The sequence below is a fragment of the Nocardioides thalensis genome (assembly GCF_013410655.1).
GTDB lineage: Bacteria > Actinomycetota > Actinomycetes > Propionibacteriales > Nocardioidaceae > Nocardioides > Nocardioides thalensis.
In genome coordinates, this window is record NZ_JACCFP010000001.1 from 3,486,334 (window position 1) to 3,507,863 (window position 21,530).

General features: G+C 71.8%; 19 protein-coding genes. 7 read left to right on the forward strand and 12 right to left on the reverse strand.

The genetic code is table 11. The annotated features are described in order from the left end of the window. Window positions 1-13 precede the first annotated feature (13 nt). The 3 genes from glmM to rplM form a co-directional block, all read right to left on the reverse strand. Window positions 14-1,363, reverse strand: a complete 1,350-nt coding sequence (gene glmM, locus HNR19_RS16935) for a phosphoglucosamine mutase (RefSeq protein ID WP_179669003.1) — start codon at window positions 1,361-1,363, stop codon at window positions 14-16. Window positions 1,364-1,550: 187 nt separating this feature from the next. Continuing rightward, window positions 1,551-2,060 carry a 30S ribosomal protein S9 gene (rpsI, locus tag HNR19_RS16940; protein WP_425490734.1) on the reverse strand — a complete coding sequence of 170 codons (510 nt, stop codon included), beginning with the start codon at window positions 2,058-2,060 and terminating at the stop codon, window positions 1,551-1,553. 28 nt (window positions 2,061-2,088) lie between these two features. Continuing rightward, window positions 2,089-2,532 carry a 50S ribosomal protein L13 gene (rplM, locus tag HNR19_RS16945; RefSeq protein WP_179669005.1) on the reverse strand — a complete coding sequence of 148 codons (444 nt, stop codon included), beginning with the start codon at window positions 2,530-2,532 and terminating at the stop codon, window positions 2,089-2,091. Window positions 2,533-2,783: 251 nt separating this feature from the next. Between rplM and HNR19_RS16950 the strand changes: the two genes are divergently transcribed. The 4 genes from HNR19_RS16950 to HNR19_RS16965 all read left to right on the forward strand — a co-directional run bounded on the left by HNR19_RS16950 (window position 2,784) and on the right by HNR19_RS16965 (window position 6,296). Further along, window positions 2,784-3,662, forward strand: coding sequence for a bile acid:sodium symporter (locus HNR19_RS16950; RefSeq protein ID WP_179669006.1), 879 nt, complete (start codon window positions 2,784-2,786; stop codon window positions 3,660-3,662). Between the two features lie 66 nt (window positions 3,663-3,728). Then, the gene (locus tag HNR19_RS16955; protein ID WP_179669007.1) at window positions 3,729-5,018 is read left to right on the forward strand and encodes a citrate synthase; all 1,290 of its coding nucleotides are present in this window, start codon (window positions 3,729-3,731) and stop codon (window positions 5,016-5,018) included. A 192-nt stretch (window positions 5,019-5,210) separates the two neighbouring features. Then, the gene (locus tag HNR19_RS16960; protein WP_179669008.1) at window positions 5,211-5,711 is read left to right on the forward strand and encodes a pyridoxamine 5'-phosphate oxidase family protein; all 501 of its coding nucleotides are present in this window, start codon (window positions 5,211-5,213) and stop codon (window positions 5,709-5,711) included. A 45-nt stretch (window positions 5,712-5,756) separates the two neighbouring features. Continuing rightward, a complete protein-coding gene (locus tag HNR19_RS16965) occupies window positions 5,757-6,296 on the forward strand; it encodes a GNAT family N-acetyltransferase (protein ID WP_179669009.1) in 540 nt (179 codons plus the stop codon). On the opposite strand, the gene HNR19_RS16970 is transcribed toward HNR19_RS16965, so the two are convergent. From HNR19_RS16970 to HNR19_RS16980, 3 genes are read right to left on the reverse strand one after another with little or no spacing between them, the layout of a single operon-like run. Continuing rightward, window positions 6,293-6,655, reverse strand: a complete 363-nt coding sequence (locus HNR19_RS16970; RefSeq protein ID WP_179669010.1) for a hypothetical protein — start codon at window positions 6,653-6,655, stop codon at window positions 6,293-6,295. The two genes, HNR19_RS16965 and HNR19_RS16970, sit on opposite strands and share 4 nt — an antisense overlap. 40 nt (window positions 6,656-6,695) lie before the next feature. Then, entirely contained in the window at window positions 6,696-8,006 is a 1,311-nt protein-coding gene (locus tag HNR19_RS16975; RefSeq protein WP_179669011.1) for a M1 family aminopeptidase, read from the reverse strand. Continuing rightward, window positions 8,006-11,881 (reverse strand): Pls/PosA family non-ribosomal peptide synthetase, encoded by a 3,876-nt coding sequence (locus HNR19_RS16980; protein ID WP_425490682.1) that lies wholly within the window; start codon window positions 11,879-11,881, stop codon window positions 8,006-8,008. Before HNR19_RS16980 ends, HNR19_RS16975 begins: the two co-directional genes overlap by 1 nt. Window positions 11,882-11,967: 86 nt before the next feature. Between HNR19_RS16980 and HNR19_RS16985 the strand changes: the two genes are divergently transcribed. After that, window positions 11,968-13,590, forward strand: a complete 1,623-nt coding sequence (locus tag HNR19_RS16985) for a long-chain-fatty-acid--CoA ligase (RefSeq protein WP_179669012.1) — start codon at window positions 11,968-11,970, stop codon at window positions 13,588-13,590. A 56-nt stretch (window positions 13,591-13,646) separates the two neighbouring features. Next, window positions 13,647-14,837 carry a S1C family serine protease gene (locus HNR19_RS16990; protein WP_179669013.1) on the forward strand — a complete coding sequence of 397 codons (1,191 nt, stop codon included), beginning with the start codon at window positions 13,647-13,649 and terminating at the stop codon, window positions 14,835-14,837. A 15-nt stretch (window positions 14,838-14,852) separates the two neighbouring features. Here HNR19_RS16990 and HNR19_RS16995 read toward each other — a convergent pair whose 3' ends face one another. The 4 genes from HNR19_RS16995 to HNR19_RS17010 are packed head-to-tail and all read right to left on the reverse strand — an operon-like array spanning window position 14,853 to window position 18,354. Beyond that, window positions 14,853-15,896 carry a GNAT family N-acetyltransferase gene (locus HNR19_RS16995; RefSeq protein WP_179669014.1) on the reverse strand — a complete coding sequence of 348 codons (1,044 nt, stop codon included), beginning with the start codon at window positions 15,894-15,896 and terminating at the stop codon, window positions 14,853-14,855. After that, window positions 15,893-16,048 carry a hypothetical protein gene (locus tag HNR19_RS17000; RefSeq protein WP_179669015.1) on the reverse strand — a complete coding sequence of 52 codons (156 nt, stop codon included), beginning with the start codon at window positions 16,046-16,048 and terminating at the stop codon, window positions 15,893-15,895. The genes HNR19_RS16995 and HNR19_RS17000 overlap by 4 nt, the downstream gene beginning before the upstream one ends. Further along, window positions 16,045-17,745 (reverse strand): ATP-binding cassette domain-containing protein, encoded by a 1,701-nt coding sequence (locus HNR19_RS17005; protein ID WP_179669016.1) that lies wholly within the window; start codon window positions 17,743-17,745, stop codon window positions 16,045-16,047. Before HNR19_RS17005 ends, HNR19_RS17000 begins: the two co-directional genes overlap by 4 nt. Window positions 17,746-17,787: 42 nt before the next feature. Then, window positions 17,788-18,354: a TetR/AcrR family transcriptional regulator gene (locus HNR19_RS17010; protein ID WP_179669017.1), complete on the reverse strand. Its 567-nt coding sequence runs from the start codon at window positions 18,352-18,354 to the stop codon at window positions 17,788-17,790. 98 nt (window positions 18,355-18,452) lie between these two features. Here HNR19_RS17010 and HNR19_RS17015 point away from each other — a divergent pair, with 98 nt between their 5' ends. After that, window positions 18,453-19,295 (forward strand): alpha/beta fold hydrolase, encoded by an 843-nt coding sequence (locus tag HNR19_RS17015; protein ID WP_179669018.1) that lies wholly within the window; start codon window positions 18,453-18,455, stop codon window positions 19,293-19,295. Window positions 19,296-19,352: 57 nt separating this feature from the next. On the opposite strand, the gene HNR19_RS17020 is transcribed toward HNR19_RS17015, so the two are convergent. Both HNR19_RS17020 and HNR19_RS17025 read right to left on the reverse strand, forming a co-directional pair. Then, entirely contained in the window at window positions 19,353-20,951 is a 1,599-nt protein-coding gene (locus tag HNR19_RS17020) for a hypothetical protein (protein ID WP_179669019.1), read from the reverse strand. Beyond that, window positions 20,944-21,456, reverse strand: coding sequence for a SigE family RNA polymerase sigma factor (locus HNR19_RS17025; protein ID WP_343047247.1), 513 nt, complete (start codon window positions 21,454-21,456; stop codon window positions 20,944-20,946). The genes HNR19_RS17020 and HNR19_RS17025 overlap by 8 nt, the downstream gene beginning before the upstream one ends. Window positions 21,457-21,530: the final 74 nt, after the last annotated feature.

The following is a 21,530-nucleotide window of genomic DNA, read 5'->3' on the forward strand; positions in this document are numbered from 1 at the left end:
GGGCGAGCCTAGGTCACAACGCCAGGCGCTCCCGCACCACGTCGGCGAGGTCGTCGGCGACGCCCTGCGCCTTGTCGGCCGTCGCGGCCTCGACCATCACCCGCACGACCGGCTCGGTGCCCGACGGGCGCAGCAGGATGCGGCCGGTGTCGCCGAGGTCGGCCTCGGCCTCGGCCACCGCCGCCAGCAGCGCCGGGTCGTCGCAGCGGTCCTTGTCGACACCGGGGACGTTGACGAGCACCTGGGGAAAACGGGTCATCACGCCGGCCAGCTCGCGCAGCGACTTCCCGGTGACCACCATCCGCTGCATCACGTGGAGCGCGGTCAGCAGGCCGTCGCCGGTCGTCGCGTGCTCGCGCAGGATCACGTGGCCGGACTGCTCGCCGCCCAGCGTGTAGCCGCCGGCGCGCATGTCGTCGAGGACGTAGCGGTCGCCGACCGCGGTCTGGCGCACGGTCACGCCCGCGTCGGCCATCGCGCGCAGCAGGCCGAGGTTGCTCATCACGGTCGCGACGAGGGTGCCGTCGACGAGGTGGCCGGTCTCGTGCATCGCGAGCGCGAGCACGGCCATGATCTGGTCGCCGTCGACGACCTCGCCGGTGTGGTCGACCGCCAGGCACCGGTCGGCGTCGCCGTCGACGGCGAAGCCCGCGTCGGCGTCGTGCTCGCGGACCGCCGCCTGGAGCTGCTCGAGGTGGGTCGAGCCGTAGCCGTCGTTGATGTTGAGGCCGTCGGGATCCGCGCCGATCGCGATCACGGTCGCGCCGGCGTCGGCCAGCGCCTTCGGCCCGACCTCGCTGGCGGCGCCGTGGGCACAGTCGAGCACCACCTTGAGCCCGTGCAGCGGCTTCTCGATGGTGGAGACGAGGTGCGCGGCGTACTCCTCGCTGGTCGGGCCGTACGGCGTGACGCGGCCCACCGAGCCGCCGGTCGGCCGGTCCCACTCCTGCCCGACGTGCTCCTCGATCTCGCGCTCGAGCGCGTCGTCGAGCTTCACGCCGCCGCGGGCGAGGAACTTGATGCCGTTGTCAGGCATCGGGTTGTGGGAGGCGCTGATGACCACCCCTACGTCGGCGCCGAGGGCGTCGGTGAAGTACGCGACACCCGGAGTCGGCAGGACACGCAGCCGCAGCACGTCGACCCCCGCCGAGGCGAGCCCCGCGACCACGGCGTGCTCGAGGAACTGCCCCGAGATCCGGGTGTCCCGGCCGACGACGGCCAACGGCCGGGGCCGGCCCTCGCCGTACTCCTCGTGCTCGACGAGCACGCGGGCGGCCGCCACGCCGAGGTCGAGCGCGAGCTCCGCGGTGAGCTTGCCGTTGGCCAGGCCGCGGACGCCGTCGGTACCGAAGATGCGGGTCACGTGTCTCCTTGCGTTTGCTACCGGTCAAGCACAAGGGGACCACGACCGAGGCGGTCGTGGTCCCGTTGCTAGCGCCTGCGTCGCGTGCCGGAGTGCCTCGCAAGGCGGAGCCGCGAAGGCGACCTTGGAGGCGAAGCGGTCGTCGAGCGGCGACAACGCCGCGAGGCGCTCGGCACGCGGCGCAGGATCAGCGCTTGGAGTACTGCGGGGCCTTACGGGCCTTCTTGAGACCGGCCTTCTTGCGCTCGGTGGCCCGCGCGTCGCGGGTGAGCAGACCGGCCTTCTTCAGGGTCGGGCGGTTGGCCTCGACGTCGACGCCGTTGAGCGCACGGGCCACGCCCAGGCGCAGCGCGCCGGCCTGGCCAGTGATGCCGCCGCCGTGGATGCGGGCGATCACGTCGAAGCGGCCCTCGAGGCCGAGAGCCGCGAACGGCTCGTTGACGACCTGCTGGTGCAGCTTGTTGGGGAAGTACGACTCGAGCGTGCGGCCGTTGATGGTCCAGGTGCCGTTGCCCGGGACGATGCGGACGCGGGCGACGGCCTCCTTGCGGCGGCCGGTGGCCGCGCCGGGGGCGATGGTGGCCGGGCGGGCCGGGGTGTCGGCGGACGGGGCGCTCTCGCTGGAGTAGGCAACGCCCTGCTCGTCGGTCTCGTAGGTCTCCTCGACCTCGGTGGTGTTCTCAGACACGGTGGAAATCCTCAAGTCTCTTTCGGCGGTCAGCGGGTCACTGGGAGATCTTGGAGATCTCGAACGGAACGGCCTTCTGGGCCTGGTGCGGGTGCGTGGGGCCGTTGTAGACCTTGAGCTTCTTGATGACCTGCCGGCCGAGACGGTTCTTCGGCAGCATGCCCCAGACGGCCTTCTCGATCGCCTTGCGCGCGTCCTTGTCGAGGACCTCGCCGATCGGGGTGGCGGTGAGACCACCCGGGTAGCCGGAGTGGCGGTAGACGAGCTTGTTGGTCCGCTTGTTGCCGGACAGCGCGACCTTCTCCGCGTTGATCACGATGACGTAGTCACCGGTGTCCGCGTTGGGCGCGAAGATCGGCTTGTGCTTGCCGCGCAGGAGGTTGGCGGCGGTGACGGCGAGGCGACCGAGGACGATGTCGGTCGCGTCGATCACGAGCCACTGGCGCTCGACGTCGCCGGGCTTCGGGGCATACGTACGCATGGTGCTGTGCACACTTTCGTTCGTGTCGGACACGTCGGGGTGTTCCCCGCCGTGGCATCTTCTGACGAACACTGCCCGGGCCAGTCGTTGCGACTCAGCGGACCGGGTCTGCCCTCGCACGCGAGAGCGGCAGGAGACGCAATCCACAAGACTACGGACGCCGCGGGAAGCGGTCAAAACGGCGTACGCCGTTCGCGTGCGCACCGGCCCACGACCTGCCATCGTGATCCACGTCACGTCGGGAGGGAACCGTGGACTCTGCTCTGGTGTCGGTCGCGCTGCCGGCCGCGCTCGCGATCGTCATGTTCGGGCTCGGCCTCTCGCTCACCGTCGACGACTTCCGCCGGATCGGGAGGGCGCCCCGCCCGGTGGCGATCGCCCTCGGCGCCCAGGTCGTGGCGCTGCCCCTCGTCTGCTTCGGGCTGGTCGAGCTCCTCGACCTCGAGCCGATGCTCGCGGTCGGGATGATGCTGCTGGCGGCGTCGCCCGGCGGCACGACCGCCAACCTGTTCAGCCACCTGTTCCGCGGCGACGTGGCCCTCAACATCACCCTCACCGCGGTCAACTCGCTGATCGCCGTCGTCACGCTGCCGCTCGTGGTCAACCTCGCGGTGGGGTGGTTCGACCCGCCCGGCGCCGACGACATCGGCTTGCAGTTCGCCAAGTCGGCCCAGGTGTTCGCCATCGTGCTCGTGCCGGTGGCGATCGGGATGCTGGTCCGACGCCGGTCCCCTGCCTTCGCCGCGCGCGCCGACAAGCCGGTGCGGATCGCCTCCGCCGTGGTGCTCGCCCTCGTGATCGTGGGCGCCCTGGTCGCCGAGCGGGACAACCTCGCTGACTACCTGGCCGACATCGGCGTCGCGGCGGTGGTCTTCTGCGCGATCAGCCTGACCCTCGGCTACTTCCTCCCCCGGCTGTTCGGCGTCGAGCAGAGGCAGGCGGTGGCGTCGGCTTTCGAGGTCGGCATCCACAACAGCACGCTCGCGATCGCGGTCGCCGTCAGCGTGCTCGACCGGGAGGCGCTGGCGGTCCCGGCCGCGATCTACGGGGTGCTGATGTTCCCGATCGCGCTGCTCGCTGGCTTCGCATTTCGCCGTCGAACGGGTGCCGAGGAGCCGGTCGCCGGGTGACCTGGCGCGGTCGCGGGCCGGACACCGCCTTTCCGGGGTCAGGACCGAGCGACTACGGTGCAAGGCGTGACTGACTCTCTCACCGTACGCGACAACCGCACCGGCGCGGAGTACGAGATCCCGATCGTCGACGGCACCATCCGTGCGACTGACCTGGGTCAGATCAAGACGGCCGATGACCAGCCCGGCCTTGCGACGTACGACCCCGGATTCCTCAACACCGCCTCGACCCGCTCCGCCGTCACCTTCATCGACGGCGAGAAGGGCATCCTGGAGTACCGGGGCTACCCGATCGAGCAGCTGGCCGAGGACTCCACGTTCCTCGAGGTGGCCTACCTGCTCATCCACGGCGAGCTGCCCACCCAGGAGCAGTACGAGCAGTGGGTGCACGAGATCACCTACCACACGTTCGTGCACGAGAACGTCAAGGACTTCATGCACGGCTTCCGCTACGACGCTCACCCGATGGGGATGCTGATGGCGTCGGTCGGCGCGCTGTCGACGTTCTACCCGGAGTCGCGCAACATCTCCGACCAGGACAACCGGCACATCCAGATCGTCCGGATGATCGCGAAGATGCCGACCCTCGGCGCCTGGTCGTTCCGGCACGCGCAGGGCAAGCCGTACGTCTATCCCGACAACGACCTGTCCTACACCGAGAACTTCCTCTCGATGCTCTTCAAGATGAGCGAGGTCAAGTACGACCCCGACCCGCGCCTCGCGAAGGCCCTCGACGTGCTGTTCATCCTGCACGCCGACCACGAGCAGAACGCCTCGACCAACGCCGTCCGCTCCGTCGGCTCGACCCAGGTCGACCCGTACTCCTCCGTCGCCGCCGGCGTCGGCGCCCTCTTCGGCCCGCTGCACGGCGGTGCCAACGAGGCCGTCCTGCGGATGCTGCGCCGCATCGGCTCGGTCGACAAGATCCCCGAGTTCATCGAGGGCGTGAAGAACGGCGACGAACGGCTGATGGGCTTCGGCCACCGCGTGTACAAGAACTACGACCCGCGCGCGAAGATCATCAAGCAGCAGGCGATGAACGTCTTCGAGGTGACCGGCACCAACCCGCTCCTCGACATCGCGCTGGAGCTGGAGAAGATCGCGCTCGAGGACGAGTACTTCGTCAAGCGCAAGCTCTACCCCAACGTCGACTTCTACTCGGGCCTCATCTACGAGGCACTACAGTTCCCGCCGGAGATGTTCACCGTGCTGTTCGCGATCGGCCGGACGCCCGGCTGGCTCGCGCAGTGGCAGGAGCTCGTCACCGACAAGGAGCAGAAGATCGCCCGCCCGAAGCAGATCTACACCGGTGACCGGACCCTGGAGTTCGTGCACCGCGAGAAGCGCTGGGCCTGAGCTCTCTCGATCTCGTCGTACGGCGGCGCCGGTTCCCTCGGGGGCCGGCGCCGTTGACATTTCGGGAGCGTGGCCGCGGTTGCGGCGTATCGGGTGGACCTCGGGCAAGCATGTTGACCAGAGACCACCCGATGATGCCTGAGGGCACCGAACCCGCCGATGAGTTCCACCCCCGAGGAGAGTCCTGCCGTCATGAGTGAATCCGCAGCCACGACCTCGCTCGTCGACCACGGCCACGACCTGCTAGCCGCGAACGCCTACCTCGTTCTCGGCACGGTCGGCGCCGACGGCGCCCCGTGGACGACGCCGGTCTACTTCGCCGCCGACGGCCTGCTCGACTACTACTGGGTGTCGTCCCGCGAGTCCCAACACTCGCGCAACCTCGCGGTGCAGCGGCAGGTCAGCCTGGCGGTGTTCGACTCGACGGTGCCGGCGTACCACGGTCGCTGCCTGTACGCCGCTGACGAGGCGACCGAGCTCGCGGGCGACGACCTCGAGCACGGGCTGCGGGTCTACCCCGGCCCGCCGGGTCGGGGCGGGACGGCGTTGACGCACGCCGAGGTCACCGGCGACGCGCCGTGGCGGCTCTACCGTGCACGGGCCTCCGCCGCGTGGGTGCTGTGCCCGCGCGAGCCGCGGCAGCCGTGTCCGCTGCACGGCCGGGCGGAGGACCACCGCGAGCGGATCGCCTGAAGGAAATCCGTTGCGAGCGGCGGCCGGAGCCGCCACGGTGGCCGGGTGCTGGTGCGACGCGAGACCCCCGACGACATCGACGCGATCCGCGCGGTCACGGCCGCTGCCTTCCGCAGCGCCGCCCACAGCGCGCCGCCGGTCGACGACAGCGGGGAGCCCGGCGAGGCCACCCTGGTCTCGTGGCTGCGCGCCGACCCCGGCTGGATCCCCGAGCTGTCGCTGGTCGCGGTCGATGGCGAGACCGTCGTCGGCCACGTCGTCTGCACCCGCGCGTACGTCGACGACCGGCCCGCCCTCGGCCTGGGGCCGGTGAGCGTGCTCCCCGACCAGCAGTCCTCCGGTGTCGGCTCGGCGCTGATGCACGCGGTGCTCGGCGCGGCCGACGCGATGGACGAGAGCCTCGTGGGCCTCCTCGGCGAACCCGCGTACTACCGCCGGTTCGGGTTCGTCCCGGCATCGACGATCGGCATCGCTGCGCCGGACCCGGCGTGGGGCGACTACTTCCAGGCGCGCACGCTCACGGCGTACGACGGGACGACCGGGAGCTTCCGCTATGCCCAGCCGTTCGACCGGCTGAGCCCCTAGGGCGGCGTCGACCCGGGCTCGTCGGACTTCATCCGCTGCCAGCGCGCGTCCTCGGCGGCCGACCGACGCGGCGCCTTCCTGTCCCCAGGCAGGAGCCGGCCGGCATCGAGCTTGACCTTCTCGCTCGTCGGCTTGCACAGCACCGGCACGGTGTCGCCCTGGACCGGGTCGAACACGGAGTCCTTGCACGTCGCGCGGAAGCGCGGGCTGCCGTCGTCGGGATGCACGTCGAGGATGAACTCGAACTTCCGCCGCTTCATGCCGCGGCTGTGCTCGGTGTGCGCCGACCGCCACTCCTTGAGCAGGCGGCGTGCCACGACCGTCGCCGTACCGGTCTGCCACCCGCCGAAGCCGAACATGCTCGGATGCTACGCGGCTGCAGCCCGGTGTGCCCCCGGCTCAGGCCTCCGGGAAACGCGGCATCGCGGTGTCGCGCAGCCACGGCTCGAGCAGCGCGGCGACGTCGACCCGCGCCCGGGCGGTGGCGTGCGCGAGGAAGTCCTCGGTCGTCACCGAGCCACCCCGGTGGACGGCGACCCAGTCGCGGAGGATCTCGAAGAACGTGTCGTCGCCGGCGGCCACCCGCAGCGCGTGCAGGGCGAGCGCGCCGCGCTTGTAGACGCGGTCGTCGAACATCAGCTCCGCACCGGGGTCGGCGAGCACCAGGTCGCGGGGGGCGTCGGCGTACTTGTCGTGGTAGTGCCGCGCCCACTCCTCGCACGACTTCGGGCCGCCGGACTCCTCCGACCACAGCCACTCGCTGTAGCACGCGAACCCCTCGTGCAGCCAGATGTCCTGCATCCGCGCCATCGTCACCGCGTTGCCGAACCACTGGTGCGACAGCTCGTGGGCGACCAGCCGGTGGTGCGACCAGTCATCGGTGACGAAGTTGTGCCCGAACGTCGAGAGGCTCTGGCTCTCGAGCGGGATCTCGAGGTCGTCGGCCGTGACCACGGCGGCGTACGTCGTGAACGGATAGGGCCCGAACCAGCGCTCGAACGCGGCCATCATCGCGCCCTGCTGGTCGAACGAGCCGCTCAGGTCGACGCCGGCCGGCGCGATCGTGCGGACCCGCTCGTCGGCCGGGTCGGGAGTGACCGAGTAGCGACCGATCTGCACGGTCGCGAGGTACGTCGCCATCGGCTCACGCATCGCGTAGCTCCACTCCTCGGAGCTCGCCTTCCGACGCCGGGAGACGAGGTCACCGTTGCTCGCGACGTAGTAGCCCTGCGCGGTCTCGACGGTGATGTCGTAGGTCGCCTTGTCATCGGGCCGGTCGTTGCACGGGAACCACGTAGGAGCACCGTGCGGCTGCGCGGCGACGATCACGCCGTCGTCGAGCTCCTCCCAGCCCGCGTCGCCGTGGTGCTCGTCGACGACGGGCTCGGGGATGCCGCCGTAGGGGATGCGGAGCGTGAGCTCGGTGCCGGGTTGCACGGACTCGGCGAGCTCGAGCACGAGCCGCTCGTCGCGCTGGCGGTAGCGCTGAAGCCGGGCTCCCGTGACGCGCACCTTGCCGACGGCGAGGTGGGCGAGGTCGAGGACCAGCCGTTGGGTCGGCTCCCGCACGACGACGCTCAACGTCGCGACACCGTCGAGCCGGTTGCCGACGAGGTCGTAGGCGAGGTCGAGCTCGTAGTGGGTGACGCCGTAGGACGGGTCGCCGTGGCCGGGCAGGTAGGGGTCGGCCGTGGGGAGTCGGTTGTGCACTACTCGGCTACCTCGGGGTCCTCGAGGACCCACGGTCCGATCGGGTTGCCGATCCAACGCGTCTTGTCGGGCACCGACTCGCCTCTCATCACCAACGACACCGGGCCGACCGTAGCGTGCCGGCCCACCGCGGCGGCAGGCAGGATCACCGAGTTGGGGCCGAGGGTCGCGCCGCGCCGCAGCGTCACCGCGTCGGTGGCCAGCAGCCGGTCGTGGAAGAGGTGGGTCTGCACCACGCTGCCCTGGTTGACGGTCGCGCCGTCGCCGAGGTCGACGAGGTCGGGCTCCGGCAGCCAGTAGGTCTCGCACCACACGCCACGGCCCACCCGCGCGCCCATCGCCCGGAACCACGCGGTGAGCAGCGGCGAGCCCGTCGCGAGGCCCGCGAACCAGGGCGTCGCGACCACCTCGACGACGGTGTCGGCGAGCTCGTTCCGCCACACGAACGAGCTCCAGAGGGGATGGGTGCCGCTGCGCACCCGCCCGACCAGGAGCCACTTGGCGGCGACCGCGAGGCCGGCAGCCAGGACTCCGGCGACCGCCAGCAGGAGGGGTACGGCGACCGCGCCCACCGGGGCGCCGTACGACACCCAGAGCGCGAGCACGGCCAGCACGACCCCGCCGTGGAGGGCGACGCCGGCCGCGACGGCGAGGACGCGCGCGGCCTCCCAGCAGCCGCGCGCGACCTTGAGCCGGGTGGGCGGGGCGTAGGTGCGCTCGTCGCCGGACTCCTGCGCCGCGCGGCGCAACGGCGACGGCGGACTCCCGAGCCACGACTCCCCGGCCTGCACCGTCTTGCGGGCGGGTGCCGCCGACAGCACCGCGACGAGCGACCGCTTCGGGACCTTCCGCCCGGGCGCGGCCATGCCGGAGTTGCCGACGAAAGCGCGCTTGCCGACCTTGACCCGGTCGACCCGCAGCCAGCCGCCGCCGAGCTCGTAGCCGCCGATCAGGGTGTCGTCGGCCAGGAACGCGAGGTCGTTGACGTGGGTCAGCGCAGGGATCATCAGCACCGTCGAGGCCTCGACGTCCTTGCCGATCCGGGCGCCGAGCAGCCGCAACCAGGTCGGCGTGAGCTGGGAGCTGTAGAGGGGGAACAGCCAGGTGCGAGCCTCGTCGAGCACGCGCATCGTGGCCCAGACCTGGAGCGCGCGGAGGCTGCGCACCGGGTGGGCGCCGGGCACGAGCCCGACGCCCGCCAGCCGCACCACCGCGAGCACCAGGGCGGCGAGCACGACCAGCCCGAGGGCAGTGGCAGGCACCAGCCAGGGCAGCAGCTCGGCCGCGAGATCGCCCGCGTCGTCGGTCGCGCCTGCGTCGGCCAGCGCGAGCAGCGGCGCTGCGACCGCGAGCAGCGCAACGGCGGGCAGCAGCGAGAGCGCGGTGGCCGCGGCGGCGTACGCCGCCGACCAGCCGCGGGAGGTGACCGGCCGCTCGGCCCACGGTCCGCGGGCGGCGGTCTTGACCTGGGTGGCCGGCGCGCCGGACCAGAACTCACCGGCCGGCACCCGGCCGAACACCGCGGATCCCGGCGCGACCTCGGCGTCCTCGCCGACGACCGCGTCCGGGCAGAGCATCGACCGGGCGCCGACGCGGGCGCGCTTGCCCACCGTCACGCGGCCGAGGTGGAGCGTGTCGCCGTCGACCCAGTAGCCGGTGATGTCGACCTCCGGCTCGATCGACGCTCCGCGCCCGAGGCGCAGGAACCCGGTGACCGGCGGGATCGAGTGGAGATCGGCGTTGCTGCCGACCTTGGAGCCGAGGAGGCGCGCGTACCAGGTCATGTACGGCGCGCACGCCAGCGTCGTCGCGCCGATCTGGTCGACGAGCCGCTCGGCGGCCCACAGCCGCAGGTGGACCTTGCCGCCGCGCGGGTATGCCCCGGGAACGACGCCGGCGAGCACGATCCGCGCCATGCTGGCGGCGAAGAGGATCCGGCCGACCGGCGTGACGAACAGGACGAGCAGCCCGAGCGCGACCGGCCACGGCGTCGCGGGCAGCCACCCGACCCCGTAGACGTCGTGCACGACGCGCGCGGTGACGAGCAGCCACGCGATCCACCGCGGGGCTGCGAAAAGCCGGATCAGCGGCACGGCGACGACCTGCCCGACCTGGGTCTTGCGCGGGATCGGCTGCACGCGCCGGGTCTCCTCGGCCAGCGGGTCGCGGTGCGCGAGCGAGTCGAGATAGGTGGCGAGCGCCCCGACGGTGGGGTGCTCGTACGTGTCGCCGACGGTGAGATCGGGGAACTCGGCTCGGAGCATCGTCACGACCTGAGCAGCGGTCAGACTGCCGCCGCCGAGGTCGAAGAAGTCGTCGTCGGCGCTCTCCGGCGCCGCGCCGAGCACCTGCTGCCAGACCTCGGCGACCCGCGCGGCGGTGCCGGCGAAGCCGGCCGCGCTGCTCGACGAGGGCAGTGGCCAGGGCAGGGCGTCGCGGTCGACCTTGCCCGACGTGCGCGTCGGCAGGTCGTCGACGACGGCCAGCCGCGGCACGAGCGCCGCGGGCATGGTCGCGCGCAGGTGGGCCACGGAGGCCGCGGCGTCGTACTCCTCGGAGACGGCGAGGTAGCCGACGAGCAGCTGGTTGCCTGTCGCCGAACGTCGTACGGCGGCCGCGGCCGCCGTCACGCCCGGCAGCCCGAGCAGCGCCGAGTCGATCTCCCCGAGCTCGATCCGGCGACCGCCGAGCTTGACCTGGTCGTCCGCGCGACCGGCGAACAGCAGGCCGTCGGGGTCGTTCACGACGACGTCGCCGCTGCGGTACGCGCGGTCCCAGCCGAGGGACGGCATCGGCGCGTACTTCTCGGCGTCCTTGGCCGGGTCGAGGTAGCGGGCGAGGCCGACCCCACCGATGATCAGCTCGCCGCGCTCCCCCTCGGCAACGGGCCGGCCGTCGGCGTCGACGACGACGAGGTCCCAGCCAGCGAGCGGGAGACCGATCCGCACCGGCCCGTCGGCCGTGACCTGCGCACCGCACGCGACCACGGTCGCCTCGGTCGGGCCGTAGGTGTTCCAGACCTCGCGGCCGTCGCGCACCAGGCGCGCGGCGAGCTCCGGCGGCAGTGCCTCGCCGCCGAGGATCAGCAGCCGGACCCGGTCCAGGGCGTCGTCGGGCCACAGGCTGACCAGCGTCGGCACGGTCGACACGACGGTGATCTGGTTGGCCGTGAGCCACGGCCCGACGTCGATGCCGCTGCGCACGAGAGCCCGCGGCGCGGGGACGAGGCAGGCGCCGTACGCCCAGGCCAGCCACATCTCCTCGCAGCTCGCGTCGAACGCGACGCTGAGGCCCGCCATCACCCGGTCGCCCGGTTCGAGCGGCGCGTCCTGGAGGAACATCCGCGCCTCGGCGTCGACGAACGCAGCCGCGTTGCGGTGGGTCACCGCCACGCCCTTGGGCGTGCCCGTGGACCCCGACGTGAAGATGACCCACGCGTCGTCGTCCGGCGTGGGGTCGGTGCGCTCGCGCGGCGGACGCGCGGCGTACGGCTCGACCGCGAGGCCCGGACCGACGAGCGCCGCGATGCCGGCTTCGCCGAACACCAGCCGGGCCCGTTCCTCCGGGTCGTCGGCGTCGACGGGGACGTACGCCGCGCCGGCGACGAGCACGCCCATGATCGCGACGTAGAGGTCGGTGGTGCCCGACGGCAGCCGGACGCCGACCTTGTCGCCGGCACCCACGCCCAGGGAGGCGAGCTCGTCGGCAAGCGCCTCCGCGGCCTCGAGGAACTCGGCGTAGGTGACCGTGTCGGCCCCGCTGTCGAGGGCCATCGCGTCGGGATGCGCAGCTGAGACGGTCCGCACGACGTCGACGAGCGTGCGCGGCCGCGGAGCCTCGGATCCGCGCAGGAGAGCGGGAAGGGGCGCGGTCACGCCCGGCATTGTCACGGGCGCGGGTGAACGGCAGGGGTCGGTCCGGATCGTTGTGCCGCCTTGTGACGTGCGACACAATCGCCCGGGTGAGCACAGACACCACGCCCCGCCAGACGGCCGGCTGGCCGCCCGCCACCCCGCCCGAGCCGACGTACGTCGAGGACCGGCTCAACTACTGGGCCGAGGCCACGCCCGACGCGGAGGCGATGACCTACCAGGGCCGCACCTGGACCTGGGCGCAGTGGCACGAGCGCGTGCACCGCGCCGCCGGGGGCCTGCGCGACCTGGGCATCGGGCGCGGCGACGTCGTGGGGTTCCTCGACAAGAACCACCCGGCCTGCGTGGAGATCAGCCTCGGCGCCGCCTCGATCGGCGCGGCCAACGCGATCGTCAACTGGCGGATGGCCGGCGACGAGGTCGACTACGTGCTCAACGACTGCGGCGCGGAGGTGCTGTTCGTCGGCGCCGAGCTGATGCCGACGGTGGAGGCGATCCGCGACCGGCTCCCCCACGTCCGCAAGATCATCACCGTCACGCCCGAAGGTGGCGACGGCGACGAGTACGAGGCGTTCCTCCAGGCCGCGCGGCCGTGCGACGACGGGCCCGACGTGCTCGAGGACGACGTCTGCCTGATCCTCTACTCCTCCGGCACCACCGGCCGGCCCAAGGGCGTCTCGCTGACGCACCGCAACATGGTCAGCCACACCGTCAACGCCCACGACGGCTGGGGATTCGGGCCGGGCGACAAGTCGATGGTCGCGATGCCGCTCTTCCACGTGGGCGGCTCGTCGTACGTCCTGTTCGGCATCCACGACGGCGTGCCGAGCGTGATGACCCGCGACCCCGACGGCGCCTCGCTCGCCGGCGCGATCATGGCCGGCGCCAACTGCACGTTCCTCGTGCCGGCGGTGCTCGCGCAGGTCCTCCAGGCGGGGCCCGACGCGATCAAGCTGTTCGGGGCGCTGAAGGTCTACACGTACGGCGCCGCGCCGATGCCGCCCCCGCTGCTGCGCGCCGCGATGGAGGCCTGGCCCGAGACCGACTTCATCCAGGTCTACGGCCTCACCGAGGTGGCGGGCGTGGCGACCCACCTGCTGCCGGCGGAGCACCGCACCGCGGAGCAGGAGGGCCACCCCGAGCGGCTGCTCTCGGCCGGCACCGCGATCCCCGGCATGGAGGTCCGCATCGTCGACGCGAGCACCGGAGCGGACCTGCCGACGGGCGAGCCGGGTGAGATCTGGCTGCGGTCGCCGCAGGTCATGAAGGGCTACCACAACAACCCCGAGGCGACCGCCGAGGTGATCACCGAGGACGGCTGGTTCCGCACCGGCGACATCGGCCACCTCGACGAGGGCGGCTACCTGTTCGTCTCCGACCGGCTCAAGGACATGATCATCAGCGGCGGGGAGAACATCTACTCCCCCGAGGTCGAGCGGGTGCTGTCCGAGCATCCGGCGGTTCTCGAGGTCGCGGTCGTCGGCGTACCGGACGACACCTGGGGCGAGTCGGTCAAGGCGTTCGTCGCCTTCAAGGAGGGCGAGCAGGCGAGCGACGTCGAGCTGATCGAGTGGTGCCGCGAGCGGCTCGCGCACTACAAGTGCCCGAAGTCGGTCGACGTCGTCGAGGCCCTCCCCCGCAACCCGACGGGCAAGGTGCTCAAGCGCGACCTGCGGGCGCCGTACTGGGAGAGCCGCGACCGTCAGGTCTGAACTTCTTCTGACCGTGCTCTAAGCCTTCTCACAGGAGGCCGACGCACGGTGGTGGCATGAGCACGACGTACCCGCCCACCACGCCCCCCGCACCGCCCTCGCCCTTCGCCCCGCCGCCCCCACCGCGCGCGCCGAAGCGGACCGGCCTGTCCGCGCTGGTCCTCACCGGCGCGCTCCTGGTCGGTGGCGGGGCGGGGCTCGGGGGCGCCGCGGCGTGGGACGCGATGTCCGGCGACTCCGGTGGCAGCGGCTCGGTCGGCGACGGTACGGCGGGCGCGCTCAACGTCGCGGACACCCCCGACCGTGACGCGCCCGACGGCAGCGTCGAGGAGGTCGCGGCCTCCGTGCTGCCGTCGGTGGTGGCGCTCGACGTGCGGGCCGGCGGCGCCGGCGGCAGTGGGTCGGGCGTGATCCTCAGCGAGGACGGCCTGATCCTCACCAACGACCACGTCGTGTCGCTCGGCGGCGAGGCGCAGGTCGAGGACGCCGAGGTGACGATCTCCTTCAACGACGGCACCCACGCCGAGGGGGCCGTCGTCGGCACCGACCCGATCACCGACACCGCGCTCGTGCAGGCGGAGGACGTCTCCGGCCTCACGCCCATCACGATCGGCAAGTCGGACAACCTCGACGTCGGCGAGCAGGTCGTGGCGATCGGTTCGCCGTACGGCCTCGACGCCACGGTGACCAGCGGCATCGTCAGCGCCCTCGACCGGCCGGTCGACGTCGGTCAGGACTCCGAGGGCAACGTCACGGCCTACCCGGCGATCCAGACCGACGCGGCGATCAACCCCGGCAACAGCGGCGGCGCGCTCGTCGACATGGACGGCAACCTGGTCGGCATCAACGCCTCGATCCAGACCGCCGGCTCGTCGCTGGGGGGCGGGACGGGATCGATCGGGCTCGGGTTCGCGATCCCGATCGACGAGATCCGCGAGATCGTCGACCAGCTGCGGGCGGGCGAGGAGCCGACCCACGCACGTCTCGGCATCGAGGTCAGCGACGTCGGCCCCGACGCGCCAGTGCTCGACGGCGCCCAGGTCCGCGGGATCACCGAGGGCTCGGCCGCCGAGGAGGCGGGCCTCGAGGAGGGCGACATCATCACCCGCATCGACGACACCGCGATCACCGGCTCGGACTCCCTCGTCGTCACCGTCCGGTCCTACCGGCCGGGCGACACCGTCGAGGTGACCTACCTCCGCGGCGAGGACGAGCGCACCACGGAGCTCGAGCTGGGCTCCGACTGACGCGGTCCCGCCGGCCTACTCCTCGAGCTTCTTCTGGAGGCTTCCGCCACGAGCCATGGCGATGAACCCCATCCGCTCGTTGACGCCGATCATGTGCTCGTTGACCTCGGCGTTCCACGTCACGACCCGGCGGCCGTCGAGGCCGCCCGCGGCCTGGAGAGCGAGGAGGTTCGCGACCTTCACCGCCAGGCCGAGCCGGTGGCCCCGGTGCTCCTTGGCGACGAGGGTGCCCCACTGGAAGACCCACTTGGGATCGGTGGCCGGGACGATCAGGTCGCTGTAGGCCACGACCCGACCGTCGCGGTCGAGGGCGACCGTGTGCCACGGCGTCCGCTGCTGCTCGGCCAGCACGCGCTCGGCGCTGCGGTGCGCCTCGACGTCGACCGCGGCGTTCTCGACCTCGAGGTCCCCCGTCGGCGCCTCGGTCGCCAAGGTCGCCGAGAGCTCCAGGTAGCTGAGCACGATGTCGTCGGGCACCGGCCCGGTCCAGCTCCGCAGCTCGTAGTCGGAGTGGTGCGGCGCCGCCTCGGCGGCGAGCTCCTTGAGCCGGACCTCGTCAGCCGGCAGCGGCAGCTCGCGTTGTACGTCGCCCAGCGCGAACTCGAAGCCGTGGACCTTGCCGAACTCGACGCCGGGGGCCCCGGTCCCGTCGGGACTGCCGTCGTAGGGCCAGTCCGTCAGCGCCGAGAGGATCGTGCGGCCGTGCTCGGCGCAGACCGTCTCGAGCAGCGCGAGCACCTGGGTGCCGTACCCCTTCCGACGGTGGTCCGGGCGCACGCCGAGGTAGAGGTCGGCCGACCGGAGGTTGTCGAGCTGGGGCAGCGTGATCCAGCCCGTCGCCACCAGCTCGCCGTCGACGGTGCCGTTGAAGATCAGCTCGTGCCGGTTGTTCGGCGGGTTCTGGAGCACGGCGATCATCTCCGGGGCGGTCCACATCGCGCCGGAGTCGCCGATCTCGTGCTCGACGACCGCGGTGGACAGGGCGGTCCAGGCGCGGATGGCGTCCTCGTCACGGGGATCGACCGGGCGGATCACGAGGTCGGTGGTCATGGCGCTCATGCGGTCCTCTTCTGGAGCTCGACGGTCCGGGCACCCTCCACGAACCCGAGCGCCTCGCGGATGGCGATCATGTGGTCGTTGGCCAGCTCCTGCCAGGCGAGGATCTCGGCATCGCTGGCCGGGTCGACCTCGCGGATCCGCAGCTCGCTCATCGGACGCGCTCCACTCGCTTCTCGTCCCACACCGGGACGTCTGACTCGTAGACGTTGCCGTCGGCGCCGAAGACGAGGAACCGGTCGAACCCCCGGGCGAACCAGCGGTCGTGGGTCACCGAGACCACGGTGCCGTCGAACGCCTCGAGCCCCGCCTCCAGCGCCTCCGCGGAGGCGACGTCGAGGTTGTCGGTCGGCTCGTCGAGCAGCAGCAGCGTCGCCCCGGACAGCTCGAGCAGGAGGATCTGGAACCGGGCCTGCTGGCCGCCGCTCAGCGACTCGAACTTCTGCTCCGCCGACGCGCTCAGCTCGTAGCGGTCGAGCACCCGGCTCGCCTGCTCCCGACCCATCCCCTGCCGGCCGTTGGGCGTGCCGTCGCCGCGGTGCAGGATCTCCAGCAGCGTGCGGCCCACCAGCTCGGGGTGCTCGTGCGTCTGCACGAACCAGCCGGGGCGCACCCGGGCGCCGAGCTTGGCGATGCCGGCGTGCAGCACCGGCTGCACCCGTACGTCGTCCACCGGCCGGTGCTCGACGTCGGGGTCGCTGCCGCCGCCTGCGAGGAGGCGGAGGAAGTGGGACTTGCCCGACCCGTTCGACCCGAGCACGGCCACGCGCTCGCCGTACCAGACCTCGAGGTCGAACGGCCGCATCAGGCCGGTCAGCTCCAGCGACTCGCAGACGATCGCGCGCTTGCCGGTGCGACCGCCCTGGAGGCGCATCTTCACCTGCTGCTCGCGCGGCTGCTCGGTGGGCGGGCCGGCCTCCTCGAACTTGCGCAGGCGCGTCTGCGCGGCCTGGTACTGCGACGCGAGGCCGTCGTTGTAGGCGGCCTTGGTCTTGTAGCGCAGCACCAGCGCCTTGAGCTTCGCGTGCTCCTCGTCCCAGCGCCGCCGCATCTCCTCGAAGCGGAGGAACCGGTCCTTGCGCGCCTCGTGATAGCTCGCGAAGCCGCCGGGGTGGGTCCACACCTGGTTGCCGCCGTCGCCGGCGCCGAGCTCCACGGTGACGACGCGGGTGGCCGCGTTGGCGAGCAACTCGCGGTCGTGGCTGATGAAGAGGATCGTCTTGTCCGACGCGGCGATCCGGCCCTCGAGCCAGATCTTGCCGGGCACGTCGAGGAAGTTGTCGGGCTCGTCGAGGAGCAGCACCTCGTCGGGGCCGGCGAGCAGGTACTCGAGCACCACGCGCTTCTGCTCGCCGCCGGAGAGGGTGCGCAGCTCGCGGTGGCGGGCGCGGTCGAAGGGCACGCCGAGCGCCTTGACGGTGCAGACGTCCCAGGTGACCTCGAGGTCGTAGCCGCCGGCGTCGGCGTAGTCCGCGAGCGCGGCGGCGTACGCCAGCTGGGTGGCCTCGTCCTCGGTGTCCATGAGCACCAGCTCGCAGCGGTCGATCTCCTTCGCCGCCTTCTGGACGCGCGCCGGCGCCAGGCTGAGGAGCAGGTCCGCGACGGTCGGCTCCGTGCCGAGGTCGCGGTCGACCATCTGCCGCATCAGCCCGAGCCCGCCGGAGCGGGTGACCGCGCCCGCGTGCGGCGTGAGCTCGCCCGTGACGATCTTGAGGAGGGTCGTCTTGCCGGCGCCGTTGGCGCCGACGAGCGCCACCTTCTGCCCGTCGCCGACGCGGAAGGAGACGTCGTCGAGCAGCACCCGACCGTCGGGCAGCTCGAACCGGACGCCGGTGACCTCTACATGACCCACAAGGGACGATTGTCCGTCAGGGCTCCGGTCGGGGCGACCGAATTAGCTGGTTCCCGCCGCGTCAAGCAGAGTCTCTGCCGCGGCACGCGCCTGGCGTGCCGCCTCCGGCGACCCGGAGATCGCCGCCGTCGTCTGGGCTCCTTCGGCGAGGAGGGCGACCTGCGGTGCGACGTACGCTGGCAATCCGGCCTCCTCGACCATCCGCCGAACGTGGTCCTGGAAGTGCTCTTTCTGCCTCCGCACCGCATCGGCGACCTCGCCCGAGCAGGCGCCGAGCTCGCCGTAGATGTTGACGAAGCCGCACCCCCGGAAGTCCGGCTCCCGGAACCACTCGTCGAGGAAATCGAACACGGCGAGCACCCGACCCCGCGGATCGGCGGCCCGCTCGGTCGCCGCGGCAAGGCCGGTCTCCCAGAGCGACCGGCGGTAGGCCAGGACGGCCAGCACCAGCTCGTCCTTGGAGGCGAAGAGTCCATAGATCCGCTTCAGCGGGAGTCCGGAAGCCGTGCGGACCGCGTCCATCCCTACCGCCTGCACGCCGCGTGCGTAGAAGAGCTCGTCAGCTGCACGCACCACGACCTCCCGTGCGGTGTGCTCGTCAACGGCCATTGTCGCCATCCCTTGATTTGAGAACGCTGGTTCTCTACTATAGCCGACATGGCGAGAACGATCGTTCTCGCTGCGACTCGACAAGAGAGGGATCCACCATGGGCTTCATCAAGGTCGGCACTGAGAACAGCACCGACATCGAGCTGCACTACGAGGACAAGGGCGCGGGACAGCCGATCGTCCTGATCCACGGATACCCGCTGGACGGCAACAGCTGGGAGCTCCAGTCTCGGGAGCTCGTCGACGCGGGCTACCGCGTCATCACCTATGACCGGCGCGGCTTCGGAGACTCCTCCAAGGTCGGCACCGGCTACGACTACGACACCTTCGCCTCCGACCTCAACGCCGTGCTCGAGGCCCTCGACCTGCGGGACGTGATCCTCGTCGGGTTCTCGATGGGCACCGGCGAGCTCGCCCGCTACGTCCGCAACCACGGGCACGACAGGGTCGCCAAGCTCGCCTTCCTCGCATCACTGGAGCCGTTCCTGCTCCAGACCGATGACAACCCGACGGGCGTCCCGCAGGACGTCTTCGAAAGCATCGTCGACGCCGCGCGCTCCGACCGGTACGCGTGGTTCACGCAGTTCTACAGCGACTTCTACAACCTGGACGAGAACCTCGGCAGCCGCATCAGCGAGGAGGTCGTCACCGCCAGCTGGAACACCGCGACGCGCAGCGCGCCCGTGGCGGCGTACGCCGTCGTCCCCGCCTGGCTCGAGGACTTCCGCGCTGACGTCGCGGCCGTCCGCGAGGCTGGGAAGCCGTCGCTCATCCTGCACCCCGGCGCGGACCGGATCCTGCCGATCGACGCCACCGGACGGCCGTTCCACGAGGCCTTTCCCGAGGCCGAGTACGTCGAGATCGAGGGTGCGCCGCACGGCCTGCTGTGGACCCACGCCGCCGAGGTCAACGAGGTGCTGCTGCGGTTCATCAAGGCCTGACCCGGTCGGCCGGGTGAGAGTGGTCCATGGGTCACTCTCACCCAGCCGACTCGGCGATCAGGGACGATAGAGCTCGGAGAGCTGGAGGATCGGTACGCCGCTGCCGCTCCAGACGGCGACAGGGATCTTGAGACCCGGGCTCTCGTCCAGCACCTCGCGGAAAGCACCGCAGTCGACCAGGTGGTCGCCGAGCGGCACGCGGTAACCGACCGTGATCACGCCGCTGCAGGCGGAGACCGCCGGCAGCTCGACGCGGATCCGCTCGCCGTCGGTGCCCGACCGGCCGGGATCGAACCATGTCACCCCGGCTCGGTCCATCAGGAGCCAGCCGATGTCGGGGTTGGGGTCGGGGCATCCCTCTCTCGGGCGCGGCTCACCCATGCCGGGGTCGCACGGAAGAGAGGCCGCCTTGTCCCGGTGCGACGAGCCGGGCGCGTCGACGGATTCGAGGATCGCCTCGGTCAGCGCGCGCTCGGGTGTCACCACCCACACCGCTGTCCGTTGGTCGGCCGAGTACACGAACCCGCCCCACGTCGTGAACCCCTCGCCCTCGTCGCGGACTACCTCGCCCGGGCCGTGGGCCGGATCGAACGTGGCGGCGCCGTAGAACGCGAGTGCGGTCCGGTAGGCGCAGGCATCTTCCTCCTCCGGTCCGTAGACCTGGAACGTCCCGCCGTCCTCGTCGTCCCAGACGCAGGTGAACTCACGCCAGTCGGCCGGCACTCTCCCGACGGTGACGCCACGCTCGACGATCACCTGCTCGTCGGCCACCTTGATCGGCGTGGGCGGCCAGGTGCCGGCGTCGTAGAGCTCGCGGTCACCCAGGGGCTCGTCGAGGTGGAGCGTGACGGGGACGGGTGCCCTGCCCATGCAGTGCGCTCCACCGACGATCGCCTGGCTCGACATCGTGACCAGCACCCGGTCGTCGTGCTCGGAGATCACGGGCTCGTCGAGGTGAGGCCGCGGGTCGCGGGCACTGGAGCACTGCCTCTCGTTGACGAGCACAGTGACCTCGGTGGCCGCCGGGTCGACGCCGTCCTTCGGAGCGCTGACCTCGACCTGTGCACGCCCGTCGGGCAGGGCGACAGACAGGTCGCGACAGTCGCCCCAGGACGTCACATGCAGGTCGGCGTCCTTGCGCTGGAGCTGCACGTAGTCGCCGTCCTCGCCCGGTCCGTCGACCGACCACTCCCCGACCCCGACGACGGCCTCCTCGTCGTCACCGGCGAGCACGACGTAGGGCACGTCCTCGAACCCGTGCTCGCGCAGGGCCTCGGGCGCGTCCATCGGCGCCTCGTGGAGCAGGTTCGCGAATGCCGCCCGGACCTCGCCCTCGTCGACCTCTCCTCCGGACCCGTCCGCCATCGCCGCCACCGGCCAGCTCCAGCCGTCGACGCAGGTCACCTCGATCTCCTGGTACCACTCCGGACCAGGGGTCGGGCCCACCGGCTGCGGGCGTTGGCCGTCCCCGCCGCTCGCGATCACGGCGGTCGGCACGACCACCGCCACGACGGCGGCAGCGGCTCCCGCCACGGCGGTACGGCGGCGCCGTACCTTCAGCCGCCGGCGGGCGCCGTCGGCGAGGCCGGCGGTCCCCGGCGCGTCCCCGGCCCCGCGCTCCAGCGCGGCTCGCAGCTGCTCGTCGAAGTCACTCATCGCGGCCTCCCCACCCTTCCCGCAGCACGGCGATGCCGCGCGACACCCGCGAGCGGACCGTGCCCTCACGGACGCCTGTCAGCGCGGCGATCTCGTCGTACTCGAGCTGCTCGTAGTAGCGCAGCACCACCGCCGTCCGCTGCGCCTCGGGCAGCGCCTGGCAGGCGGCCCACAGGCGCTGCCGCTCGTCATGCTGCGTGCCGCCGCCCGGACCGTCCACCACCTCACCGGTGTGCACGTCAGCGGCAGGCGACTCGCGCCTGCGGAACTTTCGCCACCAGGAGTGGTGCGCGTTGACGACCATCCGGCGGACGTAGGCGTCGACGTCGTCGGCCTGCGTGATCCGGTCCCAGCGCGGCAGCGCACGGGACAGCGCGTCCTGCACGACGTCCTCGGCGTCCGCGGCGTTGCCGGTCAGCACGAACGCGAGCCGCAGCAGCGCCGGGCCGCGCGCCGCGACCCAGTCGTCGAACGCGGGCACGGCCGTCCCGGCCTGCTCGGTCACCACTGCCTCCACACTCGTACGACGCTCGGTCCGCCGATCGTGTTGCGAACCGGCAGCGACCAGCGTGGCAGCAT

Excerpts from the sequence above, each read along its gene's own strand:
- rplM (WP_179669005.1), bottom strand. The coding sequence starts at position 2,532 with ATGCGTACGTATGCCCCGAAGCCCGGCGACGTCGAGCGCCAGTGGCTC.
- HNR19_RS16960 (WP_179669008.1), top strand. The coding sequence starts at position 5,211 with ATGAGTGAATCCGCAGCCACGACCTCGCTCGTCGACCACGGCCACGAC.
- HNR19_RS16970 (WP_179669010.1), bottom strand. The coding sequence starts at position 6,655 with ATGTTCGGCTTCGGCGGGTGGCAGACCGGTACGGCGACGGTCGTGGCA.
- HNR19_RS16990 (WP_179669013.1), top strand. The coding sequence starts at position 13,647 with ATGAGCACGACGTACCCGCCCACCACGCCCCCCGCACCGCCCTCGCCC.
- HNR19_RS16995 (WP_179669014.1), bottom strand. The coding sequence starts at position 15,896 with ATGAGCGCCATGACCACCGACCTCGTGATCCGCCCGGTCGATCCCCGT.
- HNR19_RS17000 (WP_179669015.1), bottom strand. The coding sequence starts at position 16,048 with ATGAGCGAGCTGCGGATCCGCGAGGTCGACCCGGCCAGCGATGCCGAG.
- HNR19_RS17010 (WP_179669017.1), bottom strand. The coding sequence starts at position 18,354 with ATGGCCGTTGACGAGCACACCGCACGGGAGGTCGTGGTGCGTGCAGCT.
- HNR19_RS17015 (WP_179669018.1), top strand. The coding sequence starts at position 18,453 with ATGGGCTTCATCAAGGTCGGCACTGAGAACAGCACCGACATCGAGCTG.
- HNR19_RS17020 (WP_179669019.1), bottom strand. The coding sequence starts at position 20,951 with ATGAGTGACTTCGACGAGCAGCTGCGAGCCGCGCTGGAGCGCGGGGCC.